At 48.7% G+C, this 16,754-nt stretch carries 15 protein-coding genes and 2 tRNA genes; 11 read left to right on the top strand and 6 right to left on the bottom strand.

Features of this window, described 5'->3' with window-relative positions; genetic code table 11:
• Both MPF33_01140 and MPF33_01135 read right to left on the bottom strand, forming a co-directional pair.
• Positions 1 to 225, bottom strand: coding sequence for a hypothetical protein (locus MPF33_01140; protein ID MCI2413846.1), 225 nt, complete (start codon positions 223 to 225; stop codon positions 1 to 3).
• 424 nt (positions 226 to 649) lie between these two features.
• Positions 650 to 726, bottom strand: a tRNA-Ala gene (locus MPF33_01135).
• Between the two features lie 425 nt (positions 727 to 1,151).
• On the opposite strand from MPF33_01135, the gene MPF33_01130 reads away from it, so the two are divergent.
• Positions 1,152 to 4,040, top strand: a complete 2,889-nt coding sequence (locus MPF33_01130) for a hypothetical protein (GenBank protein MCI2413845.1) — start codon at positions 1,152 to 1,154, stop codon at positions 4,038 to 4,040.
• 50 nt (positions 4,041 to 4,090) lie between these two features.
• Positions 4,091 to 5,548: a hypothetical protein gene (locus MPF33_01125; GenBank protein ID MCI2413844.1), complete on the top strand. Its 1,458-nt coding sequence runs from the start codon at positions 4,091 to 4,093 to the stop codon at positions 5,546 to 5,548.
• A gap of 116 nt (positions 5,549 to 5,664) precedes the next feature.
• Here the strand turns inward: MPF33_01125 and MPF33_01120 are convergent.
• Positions 5,665 to 5,743, bottom strand: a tRNA-Pro gene (locus MPF33_01120).
• 37 nt (positions 5,744 to 5,780) lie between these two features.
• Between MPF33_01120 and MPF33_01115 the strand changes: the two genes are divergently transcribed.
• Entirely contained in the window at positions 5,781 to 6,497 is a 717-nt protein-coding gene (locus MPF33_01115; protein ID MCI2413843.1) for a helix-turn-helix domain-containing protein, read from the top strand.
• Here MPF33_01115 and MPF33_01110 read toward each other — a convergent pair.
• Positions 6,466 to 6,822: a nascent polypeptide-associated complex protein gene (locus MPF33_01110; protein ID MCI2413842.1), complete on the bottom strand. Its 357-nt coding sequence runs from the start codon at positions 6,820 to 6,822 to the stop codon at positions 6,466 to 6,468. The genes MPF33_01115 and MPF33_01110 overlap by 32 nt on opposite strands.
• A 56-nt stretch (positions 6,823 to 6,878) precedes the next feature.
• On the opposite strand from MPF33_01110, the gene MPF33_01105 reads away from it, so the two are divergent.
• The 7 genes from MPF33_01105 to MPF33_01075 are packed head-to-tail and all read left to right on the top strand — an operon-like array spanning position 6,879 to position 14,150.
• Positions 6,879 to 8,144: an MBL fold metallo-hydrolase gene (locus tag MPF33_01105; GenBank protein ID MCI2413841.1), complete on the top strand. Its 1,266-nt coding sequence runs from the start codon at positions 6,879 to 6,881 to the stop codon at positions 8,142 to 8,144.
• 4 nt (positions 8,145 to 8,148) lie between these two features.
• Entirely contained in the window at positions 8,149 to 9,288 is a 1,140-nt protein-coding gene (locus MPF33_01100) for a His/Gly/Thr/Pro-type tRNA ligase C-terminal domain-containing protein (GenBank protein MCI2413840.1), read from the top strand.
• Complete coding sequence (gene mvk / locus MPF33_01095; GenBank protein MCI2413839.1) at positions 9,275 to 10,219, top strand: mevalonate kinase; 945 nt, start codon at positions 9,275 to 9,277, stop codon at positions 10,217 to 10,219. The genes MPF33_01100 and mvk overlap by 14 nt, the downstream gene beginning before the upstream one ends.
• A gap of 19 nt (positions 10,220 to 10,238) precedes the next feature.
• Positions 10,239 to 12,002 (top strand): glutamine--fructose-6-phosphate transaminase (isomerizing), encoded by a 1,764-nt coding sequence (gene glmS, locus MPF33_01090; protein MCI2413838.1) that lies wholly within the window; start codon positions 10,239 to 10,241, stop codon positions 12,000 to 12,002.
• Positions 11,999 to 13,057, top strand: a complete 1,059-nt coding sequence (locus MPF33_01085; protein ID MCI2413837.1) for an NDP-sugar synthase — start codon at positions 11,999 to 12,001, stop codon at positions 13,055 to 13,057. The genes glmS and MPF33_01085 overlap by 4 nt, the downstream gene beginning before the upstream one ends.
• A gap of 54 nt (positions 13,058 to 13,111) precedes the next feature.
• Positions 13,112 to 13,696 (top strand): hypothetical protein, encoded by a 585-nt coding sequence (locus MPF33_01080; protein MCI2413836.1) that lies wholly within the window; start codon positions 13,112 to 13,114, stop codon positions 13,694 to 13,696.
• 52 nt (positions 13,697 to 13,748) lie between these two features.
• Positions 13,749 to 14,150, top strand: a complete 402-nt coding sequence (locus MPF33_01075; protein ID MCI2413835.1) for a helix-turn-helix transcriptional regulator — start codon at positions 13,749 to 13,751, stop codon at positions 14,148 to 14,150.
• 391 nt (positions 14,151 to 14,541) lie between these two features.
• On the opposite strand, the gene MPF33_01070 is transcribed toward MPF33_01075, so the two are convergent.
• On the bottom strand, positions 14,542 to 15,597 hold the full coding sequence (locus tag MPF33_01070; protein ID MCI2413834.1) for an ATP-binding protein: 1,056 nt from the start codon (positions 15,595 to 15,597) through the stop codon (positions 14,542 to 14,544).
• A gap of 9 nt (positions 15,598 to 15,606) precedes the next feature.
• Positions 15,607 to 15,873 carry a hypothetical protein gene (locus MPF33_01065; protein ID MCI2413833.1) on the bottom strand — a complete coding sequence of 89 codons (267 nt, stop codon included), beginning with the start codon at positions 15,871 to 15,873 and terminating at the stop codon, positions 15,607 to 15,609.
• A gap of 380 nt (positions 15,874 to 16,253) precedes the next feature.
• Here MPF33_01065 and MPF33_01060 point away from each other — a divergent pair, with 380 nt between their 5' ends.
• On the top strand, positions 16,254 to 16,550 hold the full coding sequence (locus MPF33_01060; protein ID MCI2413832.1) for a hypothetical protein: 297 nt from the start codon (positions 16,254 to 16,256) through the stop codon (positions 16,548 to 16,550).
• Positions 16,551 to 16,754 lie beyond the last annotated feature (204 nt).

The following is a 16,754-nucleotide window of genomic DNA, read 5'->3' as shown; positions in this document are numbered from 1 at the left end:
TTACGCTTTTCTTTGCGGTGGTTCTACCAACGTCAACGAAATGTGGGCGTAAAAGTTGTTGCCTTCAACGCGAATCTCCAGCCTACCTTGTACTCCAAACCACCTTAACCTACCTTCAAAGGGCATCTCCATTTCCCAATCCTTCAGAAAGAGAACGTGCCTTTCTTCGTCAACTTCGTAGCGATCTTGCCTAACGACTAGGATTTTCCTCTTACCGCCTTCCAATAGCTTGGCGATAAGACGTGATTCACGAACGGTAGGTCTTTCTTTAGTAAGGAGAAGAAGGACGACCAAGTTGTTCTTCTGAAAACAGCTTGAGCGTTAACTCCTAGAACCTCCTTGTACTTCCTCCACGCGTCATTGAGGTTCACTTTCTTTTCTTGATTGTTGTCTATCGTAGTTTGTCTCGTTCCACAGCTTTTCAGTCACGTCCGCCAACTTCCTCAATTTCCTCTGTTTACCCACTTGGGAAGAGCCTCACAACTGCGGTTTTGACGCTTCCGGAATTGCGGGAGTAATCGGGGCTCCTCATCTTTAGTTCGCCAAAGAAAGTTCCATAAAAGGAAATCGTTTTCATGTTAAAACCTTAACCCCGCCAAGCGAGGTTTGTCTTCTTATTTATAATGCAAGTTAAACGGTGAACGGTGTCTGGTGGACCGGCCGGGATTTGAACCCGGGACCTCGCGGGTGCAAACCGCGCACTCTTCCAGGCTGAGCTACCGGCCCAAGTTAGATTGGGGCAGAAATGGTAAAAAACGTTTTCCTCTTGATAGACTCTCTAGTAGGTCTTTTCTCCGCGAGATTGAAATCGTTTTCAAGCTTTTAGAAGGTAGTCCCGTTAGCCTTGAACGCGAATGCGTAAAAACCTAGGGTTATGAGACCCTTGTCCACGCGTCAAGCTGTTGCCTGTTACAGCGTGATCGTGACCATCTGCGAAACATACTAGGGCATACAGCTGTTGTTATTTAGCACCTTCAAGGGCTATAAGGCTCTGAAGCTAGAACTGTGTATGGCAACCAAAGAACTAAAGCTTACGTAGCAATTTCATAGTATACATATGTATACACCAACTCTTTTATACCTTATTGGAAAATGAGTATCCTAGATCTAGTATGGATATGAGTCGAAAGAAAAAGATAGGTTTAACTCTATTGTTGGTATACGCATTTAGCGTAGCGATATTTTTAACGACTTTAGTAAACGCTGCGAGCCAGCCACTGATACTAAAAGTGGTGAACCCAGTGACTGGTCAAAGCCTTGCGTGGGGCAGAGAGAACATAACGCTAGAGTCTGAATACGGTTCAATAAAAAATGTTAGCTTAACCTACATCCCGCAAACTGCTATACAGGTTACTTTCAAGGTAATCGAGTCCTACATTGATAATTATCCGTTCAATACCACCAACTACACCACTAAGGCACAAGAGTTCGGGATAAATACTGTGCCGTTAACTCCTGGTAAGACTTATACGATCTTGAGCAGGTTCACAGCCACGACTAACGAGACCACAATTAACAGCGGCATTACACCTTACACGTCAAGTGGAAGCTTCTACTACGTACAATTCAACGACACACCTCCAACACCCTTCTACTTCACCTATTCCTCTACTGACACCTTAAACGGCACGTTGAACGCTAACTACGCAAATGTAACTGCCACTATAAGCCAGATACCAATAGAGGTGCAGAACCTAAGTATAGGTAGTGGAGTAACAGTCAACGTTACAGTACAACCAGTCCTAAAGAATGTACCTAATAATTCTATTGTCAACATAAGCTTCTCGGTCAAGTTCAACTACACCAAAGTTGCAGGGGTGTACCTAGTGAACGCCTCATATTACGTAGCTCCAAACACACCTAAGTATAATTTCATCAATTACCTAGTAGATGCCGTAACTTCGGTGCCAGGTACTGCCTCTCAAACTGAGGGCATAACTGTACCGTTTGTCGTACCCAATAATGGTAGTTACATAGCGCTAGTTGGCCTAGGTCTGTGGTCCAACACGACCACGGTATATGTGAAGGGTATAAACCCCACGCTGTCATACAATAACGCAAGCTTCAAGCCAGTCATAATTCCACCGTCAATGAATGTAATCTACTCGATGTTCGGCCAGGGCAACGAGGTATTCGCTAACGTAACTGACAACTACATGATTGCCAATATAACGATATACGCCCCGGACGACATCTTAGATTGGTACTTGTCCACTCCGAACGGAGGGCCTATGGCAGCTTATGCTTATACATACAACGAGCCAAATGACACTGGGAAATATGCAGGGTATCAAGTTAAAAACGCTGGTCTTTACTTGACCCTTTACGTTAACAACAATCCTGTAAAGTCCATAAACGTACCCCTAGAGCTCTACTACACTGGGTCTGGCTACGTACCTTACGTGTTCAAGGCGTACGTCTCGTTCCTGTTGTCTCCAACGAACAACATCGAGGTAGCCCCTAACGCTGCAGGCTCGGTTAGTAACAGCAGCATGGTGTACGTGTTTATCAACCCAGCAGACTTGAAGAATGCTATGATAGTGGCCACGTTTAACGACAGCGACTACGCCGTGCAGTACTACTTCGGCCCATTAGGGAAAGCTTCCGTAAGTGATAACTTAGCTATAAACTTGACTGCTCCGGTGATACAGTTACCCTCAGTTGCCTCGTTAAGCCAGTCCTTCATACCTGGCAACTTGACTGATTATGACTACGGTTATCACTATGTTGTGGAGAACGTCACTACCGTGATGCCAAAGTACCCCGTGTTGATACACTTACCAGGAGACTCTGAGATAATAATTGGGCAGACTACCTCCCCAACTGAGGCCAGTGTGACTTTGTACTACCCCAACACTCCACTTAACTACAACCCATCCCACGAGGTACAAGTAGCTACGCTAACCTCCGTTACCATAAAGTTCCAGAACGGCACAGCGTATAAGATATATATGACCTCCACTAACATATCTAGGCTCTTCACCAGCCACACTTGGTATCAAGTTGGTAACGTACCACTGCAGCTCTGGCAGTACGGATTTGAGATAAGCTTGCTCGGGCTAGAGCAGATACTAGGAATAACACAACAGCAGGCTGTATATGTGTTAAACAACTCTGTGCTATCCGTCAATTACTATGATACTATAACTGGGCAGACCATAACTAAGAACATAAAGTTGATATCCTTGCCGATAGAACTGCAGCTGATTCCACCAAACCAGGGCAAGATACCCATACAGACTATTGGGACACCAATAGCTGACTTACAGCCCGGAGTGAACTTGTTATACAATGTCACTGCGACTACTGGATTTACCGTTGAGGTGAAGTTATCTGACCCAACCTATGCGCAGACAGCACCGGGAACCACGTTAAGCGTGCCAGTGACAAGCATAGAGGTAACTGGCTATACTGGAGCGAAGGCGGAGCTATTGTACCACGTTAACAGTACCTTAGTGTTAACTGAGACTAGTCCAGGTAGTGGGTTATTCGTAGGCTTCATAGTGTTCAATGTGTCTCCGTTAGGAGCTCCAATCAATGAGACCACGCTGTACGTGGATAATGTGAAGGTAGGTACGTTATCCCAGTACATTGAGGCTGGAGAGACCATGACTGTGACCGTTAACATAACTGGCTTAACATCAAAGCCTTTGGTAGCAACTGTGCCTATTACTGGAGAGGTCTACACTAACGTGTTCGAGAACGTGACACCTCTAGTGTACAACCCAGTGACCAACCAGCTGTCCTTCTATATGATGGCCACAATACCCTATAACTACTCCGGATATGTGGCAGTCCAGCTAGTCAATGCTAGTGGAGTCACCGTGTTCGTATATGAGACCTTCTTCCAGCCTCTGCCTAATGAGACCATGAATGAGCTAATAGCCTTCGACTTGAGCTTAGCGCACTTGACTCCGGGGACGTATAAGGTATACGTCTCCGCGTTCACTATCCCAGTACAGTATCCATCCACCGCTGTAGCTCCATCTGCCAAGCCTATAGAGGTCGACTTCGTGACGACGCAGCTGACCATAACCTAAAGTTTTTTTAAATTTTTCTTTAGATGAGTACACTGAATGGTGGTGTGTCCATGAAAAGAGATGGTTTGTATAAACTAGTGTTGGCGATTTCTTTAGCCCTATACGCACTAAGCCTTATGTCTGTGAGTAGTATAACGAGTGCCTCTACGGGAGTTACCATATACTCTCCAATCCAGAACGAGCACATACCCTTGATTAATCCCAAAGAGTTGCAGTTCAATGTATCAATCTATGCTCCTCAGTATCCAGGGTATCCTACCTCCATCTACATATACGGCCCCGATAACATCAAGATGAACGCGCCATTAGGTATAGGTAACATAGGGTCCAATGGCGAGCTAAACTACACAGTAATGTTATTGTCCTCAGCCTTTGAGCAGAACGGCCAGCCCTTAGCTGAGTTCGTCCCTGGGAAGTACGTAGTAGAATTAACCATATCTGACGTATACACGGCTAACATAACCATATACCTTACGCCCGCTAACGAAACAACCTTGGCGGTCACTGCTATCTCTCAAGGCATGCCCTTGCCTGGTGCAACAATAAAGGTCTACGGCTCCACTGGCGTCTTCCTGAACCAAAGCGTAACTGGACCAAACGGAGTTGCTCTAGTTCAAGTTCCCTACAACTACACCACAGGGTCTACTTACAAGATAGTGCTCACAAAGGCGGGATACGAGGAGAACTCCACCACGGTGACTGTGCCACCTAACTTCTTTGGAGAGTACATGGTCAAGATATACACTCAGCCAATAGTGCTCGTGGCTACTCCAGCTTACTTCCAGGACATGGGAATTAGGGAGAATGTTACTACGCCAATTAACGATGTGTACGCTGCAGGAGCGTTTGAGAACTCTACCTTCTCTATAATAGTCAACGTGTCAATGATGGGGAAGCCAGTAACCAACGCGATAGTTACTGCGACCTACGACGGGATAACGGTGACGGGTAAGAGCATTGGCAACGGTCTATACAACGTATCCATAACGATACCCGTGATGACCGACAACATACCTTACGTGCTTGACGTAAACGTGACCGCCACTTATCAAGGTACTACTGCAGAGTTTAGCGTACAAGTGGTGGCTACTCCAAACTTGTACCAGGAGATAGCCACGTTGCAGACTGAGGTATCTCAACTAGAGAATGAGGTATCCCTGCTGAGGTCGGAGCTATCCAGTAACGTGACCTACTTGGAAATGCAGATATCTACCTTGGAGAGCAACATATCCAACATCAACGCCGAGCTAGGTATGTTGAAGAGTGAGATCGACAGCCTCAACAGTACTGTAATTAGCTTGAGCAATACTGTCACCACCCTTAAGGGCGAGGTAAATAGTCTACAGAGTGAAGTGAGCTCCCTGAACAGCACAGTTAGTAGCCTACAAAGCGAGGTCAGCTCCCTAAATGGTATAAAGACCCTCGTGTACGCTGGGTTGGCACTAGCCGTAATTGGCCTAATAATAGCCATAGTAGCAATAGTCCTAGTAATGAGAAAAGTAGCGTAAGGTAACTTTTTTTTCTTTTGTAACTCTTTTTCCTTCTATTTCACGTTCCCAAACTCTATATATATTTTTGCCTACTTTCTTGACTACTTTAGAATGAGCCTATGTCTTCCAAAGGGTGGTGGGCCCGCCGGGATTTGAACCCGGGATCACGACGACCCGAACGTCGCATCCTAGTCCAGGCTAGACTACGGGCCCATGACTTATTATCTCGAACCCATAAAAATCTTTTCTGATGGACGAGGACTTTGTGGTGGAGAACATAGCCAAGAGGATAGCCGGGGACGTGGTGTGGAGCAGGGACGTCGGGGCCTCCATGCGCAAGTGGAGGGAGGTATTCGGAGTCTCGCAGTCGGAGCTAGCTAGGACACTCGGGGTCTCCCAGTCGGTGGTGACAGACTACGAGAGGAACAAGAGGAACCCGGGCTCCGCGTTCATTAGACGTTACATAGAGGCCCTTCTGAGTATAGACGCAAGGAGAGGGTACAAGGTTGTGAAGGAGCTTGCAAAGGCGTTCGCCTTCAGTTTCCCCTTCATAGTGGACATGAGGGACTTCGTTACCCCAGTAAAGCTTCAGGAGGTAATAGTCGCGGTGGACGGAGTGCCAGTGAACTCCTCTTTGGGTAATATAGATGTCTACGGTTACGTCGTCACTGACAGCATTAAGGCCATAACTGCGTTGGACGGCATGGAGTTCTACCAGTTCCTATCAATCTCCCTGAACAAGGTAGTAGTCTTCACTAAGGTGTCAAGCGGTAGGTCCCCATCAATTGCCCTAAAGATAGCACCAGTGAAGCCCAAGGTAGTGGTCCTTCACAGGCCAGTTAGGATGGACCCCCTCTCCATTTACTTGATGGACAGGGAGGGAGTAACAGTCATAGTGTCACTCAGAAGGACGGAGGAGGAGTTGCTCGCCTCGCTCAAGAGGATTGTTCCTTCGTTAGGTTCATGATAGCTTGTGCTATATCCCCATTAGCCTCAATTAGGGCTCTCCTAGCTTCCTCTAGGCTCTTCCCAGTCTGTTCTGCCACGAACTTGACGTCGTCCTCATTTACCTCTGCTCCGCTTTCTCTCTCCTTTACCTCTTCTTCTCTTGCCTTTCCGCCCATCACTACTATGGCCTCTTGGCCCATGGCAACAGTCTTAGTCACAGTAGGCTCCTCTATCACTATCCTTTTCCCTTCCCTTGTCTCTATAGTTACTCTCACCGCGTCTATGTTCTCTGCCTTTATTCCCAGCCTCTCGAGGTTTTTGAGGTCCTTTGGCTTGATCTTCATTAAAGGAAATTACGAAATACTCAAACTTAATATTTGCGGTTGACCAATTAATCAAAATGAACTATAAGATCAAAGTATTAGGTGGAGGACAAGAAGTAGGAAGGGCAGCCATTGAGGTCAGCAACGGTCAAGAAAGCGTAATACTCGACTACGGAGTAAACTTTAACGCCGACGACACGCCCAACTTTCCCTTACAGGAGTCGCCTTCGAAGGTCTCGGCTTTTATAGTCTCCCACGCTCACCTCGATCACGTGGGAGCTCTCCCCATTTACCAGATTTCTGGTTCTAAGCCAATTTACGGCACAAAGTTGACGAGGGAGATAGCTGAGCTCATAATAAAGGACTTCCTAAAGATCTCCGGCCCCAGAGTTCCTTACGAGTGGGTTGAGCTGAGGAGGGCAATGGATAATTTTAGGACTTTTAAGTACAACGAGGAGTTCCAAGTGGGCTCTTTTACGGTAAAGACGTCTAGCGCTGGCCACATACCCGGGAGCGCCATAACCTTGATTAAGACAGAGAAAGGGGACGTTGCATACACTGGCGACATAAACTTGGCCAACACGAAGCTAATGAAGCCTGCAGAACTGGAGGTGATGAAGTCTGCAAAGGTCATCGTCACAGAGGCGACCTACGGTAGGTTCAACCATCCTGAGAGGAAAAACGTGGTTGACGAGTTCTACAACTCAGTCATGGAAGTACTTGAGGGAGGAGGTACAGTACTCATCCCGGCGTTCTCCTTGGCCAGGAGCCAAGAGATCCTTGCAGTATTGGCTGAGAGGAACATACCCTATCCGGTCTACTACGATGGGATGGCCAGGACTATCATGGAGATAATGATGAGCAGCCCAGAGTACCTAAACGACGCGGAGAGCTTGAGGAAGGCGTACGACGAGTTCGTGTACGTCAGGGGCTGGGAGGACAGGAACAAGGCGTGGAAGAGCAATGGGGTGATAGTAGCGAGCGCTGGGATGCTGAAGGGTGGGCCAGCGGTCTACTACTTCAAGAAGATGGCCGACAACCCCAAGAACGCCATATTCCTAGTAAGCTACCAGGCTGAGAACACTCCCGGGAGAAAGCTACTAGAGTTGGGCAAGTTCAGCGAAAGCTCGCCGTTACTCAAGGCGAGGTTCCAACTCTTTGACTTCTCCAGTCACGCAGGGAAGGACAAACTAATGGAGATTCTCAAGGCGTCAAGCTCCCTGGAGAAAGTGGTCATAGTGCACGCTTCACCAGACAGCGGGCAGTACTTTGCCGAAGTAGTGAAGCAGGAGCTCGGCGTAGAGGTTAAAGTCCCCGAGAACGGAGAAGAGATAGAAGTGTAAGGGGATGATAATCCTCTTTATACACGCCGAGACCTTCTCCTTTCAAGTGAAGGAAAGGGCAATAAAGTCGGCGGAGGAGGACTTTTTAAACTCCCTGTCCAAGGAGAACGCCCTTGTAGCCTTTACGACGGTCGAGAAGGAGGACGACGAACAAGTCGCGGAGAGAGCCGTCGAGAACGTAATGGACGTCTATTCCCAAGTTAAGGCCTCGTGCGTTGTTATCTACCCCTACGCTCACCTCTCCAACAACTTGGCCGACCCCAAGACCGCTGTAACACTGCTGAGGAAACTGGAGGAAAAGCTAAAGGGAAGAGTAGAGGTGTACAGGGCGCCTTTTGGATGGTACAAGTCCTTTTCCATCTCCTGTTACGGCCACCCCTTGAGCGAGCTATCCAGGAGGATAGGCAAGGAGAGGGAATTGGAGAAGAGTGAGGAGCTCTCAGTTTGCGAGAAGTTCGGCTTCCCGTACTCCCCTAAGGCAGTCTTCATGAAGAACGCCGTAGTGGAGTTCTTGAAGGATCTCGTGAAGCCAAAAGGGGTCATAATAGGCACAAAGGAGGTGCCCAAGGGATACATGTCCGTGGTCTACTCTAAGCCCTCAGGAAGGACGCTTCCCTGCGTAAACGAGGACCCCATAATAGAGGTTTACTACGAACGCTTCGAGCTGGAGTTCCCTAGGCAGTTCTCAGACTCCAAGAACATGCTTACCATCTGGGAAGAGCACAGGGTGGACGTTGGGAACCTGGTATATTACCTCCTTTTAAAGGCCAAGGCAATGGAGACCCCAATCCTACCCCTTTGGATATCGCCCGTCCACGTTAGGATCCTGCCGGTGAGGGCTGAGCTAGTGGGGAAAGCTATGGAGTTTGCAGAAAGGCTTTACGAAGACGGTCTGAGGGTTGAGGTAGATAACAACGACGAGAGCTTGGGGAACAAGATAAGGAGGGCTGGGAGCGATTGGGTTCCCTTCGTTGGCGTCTTAGGCGACAGGGAAGTGAAGACAAACACCTTGACCGTGAGGGTGAGGGGCAACAACGAACAGAGGAGCATGACGCTGGAGGAGCTGGTAGAGGCGGTGAAGAAAGAGGACAAACTGCTTTTGAGGCAGAACTCCCCAGTGAAGATGAGAGATGATAGTAGCTGAAGTCCCCCTGAAGGTAACCCTGTTTGGGGAGCACGCCGTAGTCTACGGAGAGCCTGCCCTAGCAATGACCATATCCGAGAAGATGGTGGTGAGGGTTAGAGAGAGCGACAAGACCGTCATCAGCTCCCCTACCCTGTCAGTTAAGGGACTAAAGGTCTCGCTTAACGACCTAAAGGTGGAAAGCGAGGAGACGGACAGGATCCTGTCGTACGTGATTAAGGCATTGGAGTACTTTGGGAGGAAGAGGGATGCCCTCATAGAGATAGACTCCCCAGTTGAGCCCTCAGTAGGGTTGGGCACTAGCGCAGCTACCATAGTTGGCGTGGTGGCAGCCTACTCACGTTTTCTAGGTTACGAGCTCACAAAAGAGGAGATAGCCAAAATCTCAAGGGAGGTAGAGCTCTCAGTCCAGGGACTGGGGAGCAGGATGGACACCTACACGATCTCCCTTGGGGGGATCGTCTACTTCCCGAGGGGAACGGAGGGCTACGAGAGGGTTAAGGGCGGCGTCAAGCTCGTAGTTGGCTACGTCAGGAGATCTTCCACTACGAAGGACATACTGAGGAGGGTGAGAGGGCTAAAGGAGAGGAACGAATCCCTCTTTAAGGAAATTGTCTCAACCATAGGAAAGGTAGTGGACGAAGCAAAGAAGGCCCTAGAAGAGGGGAACGAGGAGAGGTTGGGGGAACTGATGTACATTAACCACGGTCTCCTAATGAGTTTAGGCGTGACCTCTCCAATCGTGGACAACTTGGTCTCCACAGCAAGGCTACTGGGGGTAAAGGGTTGCAAGATGAGCGGAGGTGGAGGAGGTGGAGCTATTATGTGTACAAAGGACGTAAAGTCTGAAATCCTTTTAAACAGCGTCGGAGCAGTTCTAGTGAGATCTGAAAAGAGCGAGGGAGGGGTAACGGTAAAGGAAATAAGCTAGGACTTCCAGTTATTTGAATGTGTGCGGGATAATAGGAATACTCTCGAAGGATCCTAGCCTTCCCTTGGCCACGATAACCTACGAGTGCCTGACTAGGCTAGAGTACAGGGGATACGACAGCGTCGGTGTAGCCGCCTTAGGGGAAAAGGGGATTGATGTGAGGAAGGCCAAGGGTTCCGTGGAGGAGTTCGCAAAGAAGTACAACGTCTTCAACATGAGAGGAGAGGTCTTCCTAGGCCATACAAGGTGGGCGACACACGGTCAGCCAACGGACTACAACGCTCACCCCCACTTAGACTGTTCTGGCTCCGTTGCTGTGATCCACAACGGCACCATAAGGAACTTCGTTGAGCTAAAGGAGGAGCTCATCTCCTTGGGCCACAAGTTCAAGAGCGAGACGGACACAGAGGTAATCCCCCACTTGGTGGAGGAGTTCAAGAAGAGGGGCATGGACACCTTCACGGCATTTAAGGCAGCGATAAGCTCTTTGAATGGTACCTACGCCGTCCTCGCGGTGGTTAAGGACGAGAAGAGGATATACTTTGCAAAGAACTTCAACCCCCTAGTAATAGGCCTAGGAGAGAAGGCCATCTTTATATCGAGCGACATCCCCAGCTTCTTACCCTACACTAAAACCATTGTGGTGGTACAGAACGGGGACGTAGGTTACGTAAGCGAGAACCAAGTGTACATAGAGAACAACGGCGTGGCAGTGGACGTGAGGGAGAGGGTGCACCAGGTCGACTGGGACGCTTCCTCAGCATCGAAGGAGGGCTACGAACACTTCATGCTCAAGGAAATATACGAGAGCCCTGAGGCTGTCATGGACACAATATACGGGATGGACAAGGACAGGACAGTGGAGGAGGTAGTGAAGAGGCTGGAGGAGTCAAGGATGGTGATCGTGGTCGCGGCAGGAACTAGTTACCACGCTGGGCTGTACTTCTCCATGTTGCTGCAGAGGTACGGATACACTTCCATACCAGTGGTTGCGTCGGAGTTCTACAACGTCAAGACTAACCCAGACGACACTGTAGTAGCCATAAGCCAGAGCGGTGAGACCTTAGACGTGATACTGGCAATAAGGAGGTTCAAGGAGTACGGGAGCCCCGTTGTTTCATTAACCAACGTAATAGAGAGCGCAGTAGCTAGGGAGAGCGACTTCAAGCTTTACACTAGGGCAGGCCCAGAGATAGGGGTGGCGGCGACAAAGACCTTCACCTCCCAACTTGGGGCTTTAGTCTACCTCTGGGCAAAGCTTGTCGGAGAGAAGGTCGACTTGGAGAAGGTAGAGAAGGTCATAAGGGGCTCCCTAAACTTGAGCGGTGAGGCGAGGAAGGTTGGAGAGGAGCTCTCCAAGAAGGAGAACGCGTACTACCTAGGCAGGGGACTCGGAGTGCCGCTTGCCATGGAAGGGGCACTCAAGATAAAGGAGATAGCTTACATACACGCAGAGGCCTACCCTGCCGGTGAGAGCAAACACGGCCCAATCGCCCTCGTGAGTAAGGGGTTCCCGGTTGTCTTCGTGAACACTGGGGAGTTATTCGAGGAGCTCCAGAGCAACGTCCAGGAGATGAAGGCAAGGGGTGCAGTGACCTTTGGGATCAGCGTTAACAGGAAGTTAAACACCGACAGGGAGATCTTGCTTAGCGTGGAGGACGAGAGGCTGAACCCGTTTGCTGTCGCCCCCATAATTCAGTTAATAGCATATTATGCTTCAGTGTCAAGGGGCCTCAATCCGGATAGGCCCAGGAACTTGGCTAAGACGGTGACCGTGGAGTGAAGGCAGTAGTCCTGGCGGCAGGAAAGGGGGAGGGGCTCTTTCCCTTCACACAGAAGGAACAAAAGGAGTCAATAACCGTTCTGGGGAAGTCAGTGATCTCCTACGTGTTGGAGGGGATAAAGAGGGCTGGGGTAAGGGAGGCCGTGATAGTTGTCAACGAGAACGGAAAACAAGTGCAGGAGGGCATAAACGTCGACTTAAGCTTGGAGTTCGTGGAACAAAAGAGGCCCGGGATAACTGGGGCAGTTAAGGACGGCATGGAAAGGGTAGGGGAGGACTTCCTCCTCACATTCGGCGACATAATAGCTGACCCCGAGTTCTACGTCAGCCTCATGAACGTCTACGCCATGGGAGCAAGGGCCGTCTTCTCGCTCGTGCCAGTATACGAGGGGATGCAGACGTACGGTCTGGCGAAGATTGTGGGGGACAGACTGGAGGTGGTAAAGGAGGGATCTACCCTAGCCCTTGCTGGGGCTTACATACTGCCCTATGGCGATTTTGACGACTTATTGGAGTACTTCTCCAGGGTATCGCCAATGGCTAAGTACTTCATCTGGTCGGGGAACTGGATAGATATAGGTTTCCCAGAGGACTTGATAAACGCTGTAGAGATGTTGCTGAAGTCGGCCAAGACCATCGTGTCAAACAACGCTACGGTTTCCAAGACTGCCTTGATAGGGAAAGGCATCATAATAGAAGACGGTGCGGTGGTGGAGGACTACGCGGTAATTAAGGGCCCGGCCTACATTGGAAGGGACGCGTACGTGGGCTCCTATTCCTTGGTCAGGGACTACTCGTCCATAGAGGAAAAAGCCGTGGTGGGGGCTTACTGTGAGGTCGCCCACTCCCTCATAGAGCCTCATGCTGAGATCGGCTCTAAGTCCTACGTCACCTACTCAGTTATAGGAAAGGGGGCAAGGCTTGGCGCTTCAGTCATCACGTCAAACTACCCTGCGGTAATAGTGAGGGGTAAGGTGAACAAGTTGGGGGCGTTGATCTCCAGTGGGGAGAACATACCCCACGGCACAGTCCTCCCCTCAAACTTCAAGAAGTAAGGTATTGGTTTTTGCGGGGGAAACATTTAAAAAATTTCAATTACATCATTTCTCGTGACAAAGGAGCAAGGGGGAAAGAGACAACGTGATCCTAAGATCCTGTTCCCTTTGAGGGAGAGGACTGTAAAGCTACTAATAGAGGTCTTTGAGAAGAACAAGGACAAGATTTATTCCCCCAATAAGTACGCCTTTGCGAGCGACCTGCTTGATGCCATCCTGGAGGTAGTGAAGAACGGGGACGTTAGGGCCTTGGAGGTCTACCTAAAGTTCCTAAACGCCATGTTTAAGAAGGGCTACTTACCCGTCCCCTTTTCCGTGGTGTCCAAGGGTAAGATGGAGTCGTCTGAGATAAAGGAGAACTTTAGATCCATCTCGAGCTCGCTGGTAGATGGAAAGGGCCCCCAAAGCTTGTTGCAGTTGTACTTCTTCACATTTCTCCACTCCGACAACGTCAATTTAGTGAAGGACGGGGAATCCTGCTACAAGATGGACGCGATACTTGCCTTCCCTATAATGGACGAGGGAGTAATAAGGAACTTTTACCTGCCGTCCTTGGAGGGCCTGGTGGAGGGGATGGGTTACAAGGTAGTAAGCTCGGCCATGGAGAAGGACTTTGTCAAGCTTAAGTTCTGTAAGTGAAGTTAATCTCACGAAATAGATTTATAACTACTAACTCTATAAAGTAAAGTTGATGGTAGAGTTCAAGCAACAGGAGAAGGCCATTTGCCCCATTGTGGAGACAATAAGGCTCATAGGCACCGAACCCAGGCTCATAGTACTGAGGTACTTGTTTGAGGGGCCCAAGGGGTTTAACGCGTTGCTGAAGCAAACAGGCCTCAGTTCCAAGACCCTCTCGTCTACTCTGAAGTTTTTGGAGGAGGCCGGGATAGTGGAGAGGAGGATCATGAGCACGAGGCCCTTCAAGGTAGAGTATTCCTTGACCAAGATGGGCGAGGATTTGAAGGGCTTGTTTGACGTCATGAAAGACTGGGGGGAGAAGTGGGTAATAGGGAACTCCAATATCAAGGAAGGTGGTAGTTTGGTGGAGGAGGCTGACGTTAAGGAAGTTAAGGCGGAGAAAAAGGAGGGTTGAAGGCATAGCCCCTAGGAGTCAAAGCCTCCGTGTAGGCTATTCGAGCGTTTACCAAGCGAATTACGCCGGGATGCTACGTGTAAAGTGATTCGTTCTTCAAACAGTATGCCGTAGGTGAATGAGTAGGGACTGTCAACGTTTCCTTCGGGCCTTTCTGCTGGCTAATTCGTGTAAAGTGGGAAAAGACTTTAAGCAAGTGCCGCTATACCTCTGGGAATCATGTAATAAGGTAGTGTAACTATCGCATTTTCGTGAGGCCTAAAAGTTCGTTTCAACGTCAAGGACTATAAAGGGCCTATAGAACGTAGACCGCTAACAGTACTGGTAAGTCTCAGACCCGGTTTGAGGTATCGTCAGCGTTTTAATCCCCTAAGAATACGTGTGACTTCGATTACGAAGGGAAGAGCTCTAACTCCCTTGCTATTGGGGTCTTTAACATCGCCAAGAACAGCGGAAGCGGTATCACGTTATCGTCTATCGAATCCTTACTTAGGAAGTAGAACTCTTTTACCCTTCCTATTCTCATCTCTCTCCCCCTAACTCTGCCGTACTTCACCTCAAATCCAACTAGCCTTTCCCCTTTTCTGACAATTATGTCTACCTCTCCGTGGTTTGTCCTTAAGTAGTATACGTCAAACAGCCTAGCTAGGTGCGTGACAGCTATAGCCTCAGCGAGTTTAGTCTCGTCCGGTGCCTTTGTTATAGTCCACTTAGAGAACGCATAGTAGAGAAGGGGATCAATAAAGTAAAACTTCTTTTCCTTCCTATGTATTGGCTCTCCTAGGTTGGGGTCTATTGGCTCGACTACCTTCAGTAAAAAGAGCTTCTCAAGTAAATCGACGTAACTTATTGCCGTCTTTACCGTGCCCACGCCAAAGTCCTTGGCGAGAGACTGGAAGCTAAAAGCGCTTGAAGCCTTCTCCACAATTGCTTTAACGGACATCTTGAAGAACCTCTCGCTCCTCCTCAACTTGTTGATGTCTCCTATGACGGAACTTATTAAGTCAGAGATCGTGGTCAGACCAACGTTGCCTGTAGAGGTGAAGTCCTTTATCGCGTTAGGGAAACCGCCAGACGCCAAGTAGTTCTCAAATAGGTTACTCAACTGTGGCAAGTAACCTACGTGCTTGTAGTATTCCTTGAGGACGAAGTCCAGATCCCCTTGTGGTACGTTTACTCCGAAGAGCCTCACGTACTCTGAGAAGGGCAAGGGATACATAATCAAAGTCTTACCCTTACCTCTCCTGCCCGGAAAGGTCTCGATCTCTCCCTTGGCCCTTATGGAGAGCGAGTCACTCAGTATTAGCACGTCGTCTTTGAAGTCGCCCTTGTCAATCCTAGACTTTATTGCTCTATACCATTCCTTTGGAAACGTCACCTCGTCAAGTATTATGTAAGAGGTATTTATCTGCTCTTTCCTCTTCAGCTTCAAGTAGGCTGAGATCACCTCGTCAAGTTACTTGTAGTCTGCCAGCCCATCGCAGGAGAAGTAGAAAACTGCCCTTGGGTTGTCCACCAAGCTCAACAGCTTCTTGACCAGCAGTATGAGCGCTGTGGACTTTCCCACTTGCCTAGGACCGAACAAGAAGTTTAGAGAGAACGGCTCCAAGGAGAGGTTAAGGTCCACGCCCCACTTAATCTGGGAGGCTTCGTACTTCTTGTAATACTCGCTCTGCTTGACGAGCTCCCTTGAGGTCCACCAAGGGTTATACTCTTCGATCATTACTATGTAATGAGACTCCACAACTACTTAAAAACTCTGTTTACTGATACTCCACAAAGATTTAAAAAGATCATGTAATTGGAGTTGGAAGTTACCGCTTGTAGAGAACTCAAGGCACCTTAGCGTGGAGGACATAAGGGCTATTTTCCTTAACCAATTTATGGCGGTGCCAGAAAAATTAACTTGTAACGCGTTACCCTCGCTTAAAAGCCTTGTAGACGGTGATAAATAAGAAGACAAACCTCGCCTGGCGGGGTAAGGTTTTAACATGAAAACAATTTCCTTTTATGGCGCTTCCTTTGGTGAACTAAAGATGAGGAGCCCCGATTACCCCCGCAATGAGGGAAGCGTCAGAACAATCGTCGTAAGGCTATTTCCTAGTGGGTCAACAGAGGAAATTGAGGAAGTTGGCAGACGCAACAGCAAAGCTGTGGAAGGAGACAAACTACGAGAGGAGACAGCAATTCTTTCAGCAAAAGAAAGTGGACCTCAATGACGCGTGGTACAAGTATTACGAGAAGTACAAGAAGGTTCTAGGAGTTAACGCTCAAGCTGTTTTGCAGAAGAACAACGAAGCTTGGTCATCATTCTTCTCGTTACTAAAGCAAAGGAAAGACCTACCATTTGCTAATCACGTTTCACCACCAGGCTATTGGAAGGCGGTAAGAGGAAGTTGATCCTAGTAGTTAGGCAAGATCGCTATGAGGTTAACGAAGAAAGGCACGTCATCTTTCTGAAGGATTGGGAAATGGAGATGCCCTTTGAAGGTTAAGGTGGTTTGGAGTACAAGGTAGACTGGAGATTCGCGTTGAAGGTAACAAGTTTTACGCTTGTATTCCAGTCGACGTTGGCAGAACCACTTCTAAGAAAAGCGTAAGCCA

The sequence above is a fragment of the Candidatus Aramenus sp. CH1 genome (genome assembly GCA_022678445.1).
GTDB lineage: Archaea > Thermoproteota > Thermoprotei_A > Sulfolobales > Sulfolobaceae > Aramenus.
Note: the sequence above shows the minus strand (reverse complement) of the source record. Positions and strands in the feature narration are given on the sequence as shown.

Excerpts from the sequence above, each read along its gene's own strand:
- MPF33_01125 (MCI2413844.1), top strand. The coding sequence starts at position 4,091 with ATGAAAAGAGATGGTTTGTATAAACTAGTGTTGGCGATTTCTTTAGCC.
- MPF33_01115 (MCI2413843.1), top strand. The coding sequence starts at position 5,781 with ATGGACGAGGACTTTGTGGTGGAGAACATAGCCAAGAGGATAGCCGGG.
- MPF33_01110 (MCI2413842.1), bottom strand. The coding sequence starts at position 6,822 with ATGAAGATCAAGCCAAAGGACCTCAAAAACCTCGAGAGGCTGGGAATA.
- MPF33_01105 (MCI2413841.1), top strand. The coding sequence starts at position 6,879 with ATGAACTATAAGATCAAAGTATTAGGTGGAGGACAAGAAGTAGGAAGG.
- MPF33_01100 (MCI2413840.1), top strand. The coding sequence starts at position 8,149 with ATGATAATCCTCTTTATACACGCCGAGACCTTCTCCTTTCAAGTGAAG.
- mvk (MCI2413839.1), top strand. The coding sequence starts at position 9,275 with ATGATAGTAGCTGAAGTCCCCCTGAAGGTAACCCTGTTTGGGGAGCAC.
- MPF33_01075 (MCI2413835.1), top strand. The coding sequence starts at position 13,749 with ATGGTAGAGTTCAAGCAACAGGAGAAGGCCATTTGCCCCATTGTGGAG.
- MPF33_01065 (MCI2413833.1), bottom strand. The coding sequence starts at position 15,873 with ATGATCGAAGAGTATAACCCTTGGTGGACCTCAAGGGAGCTCGTCAAG.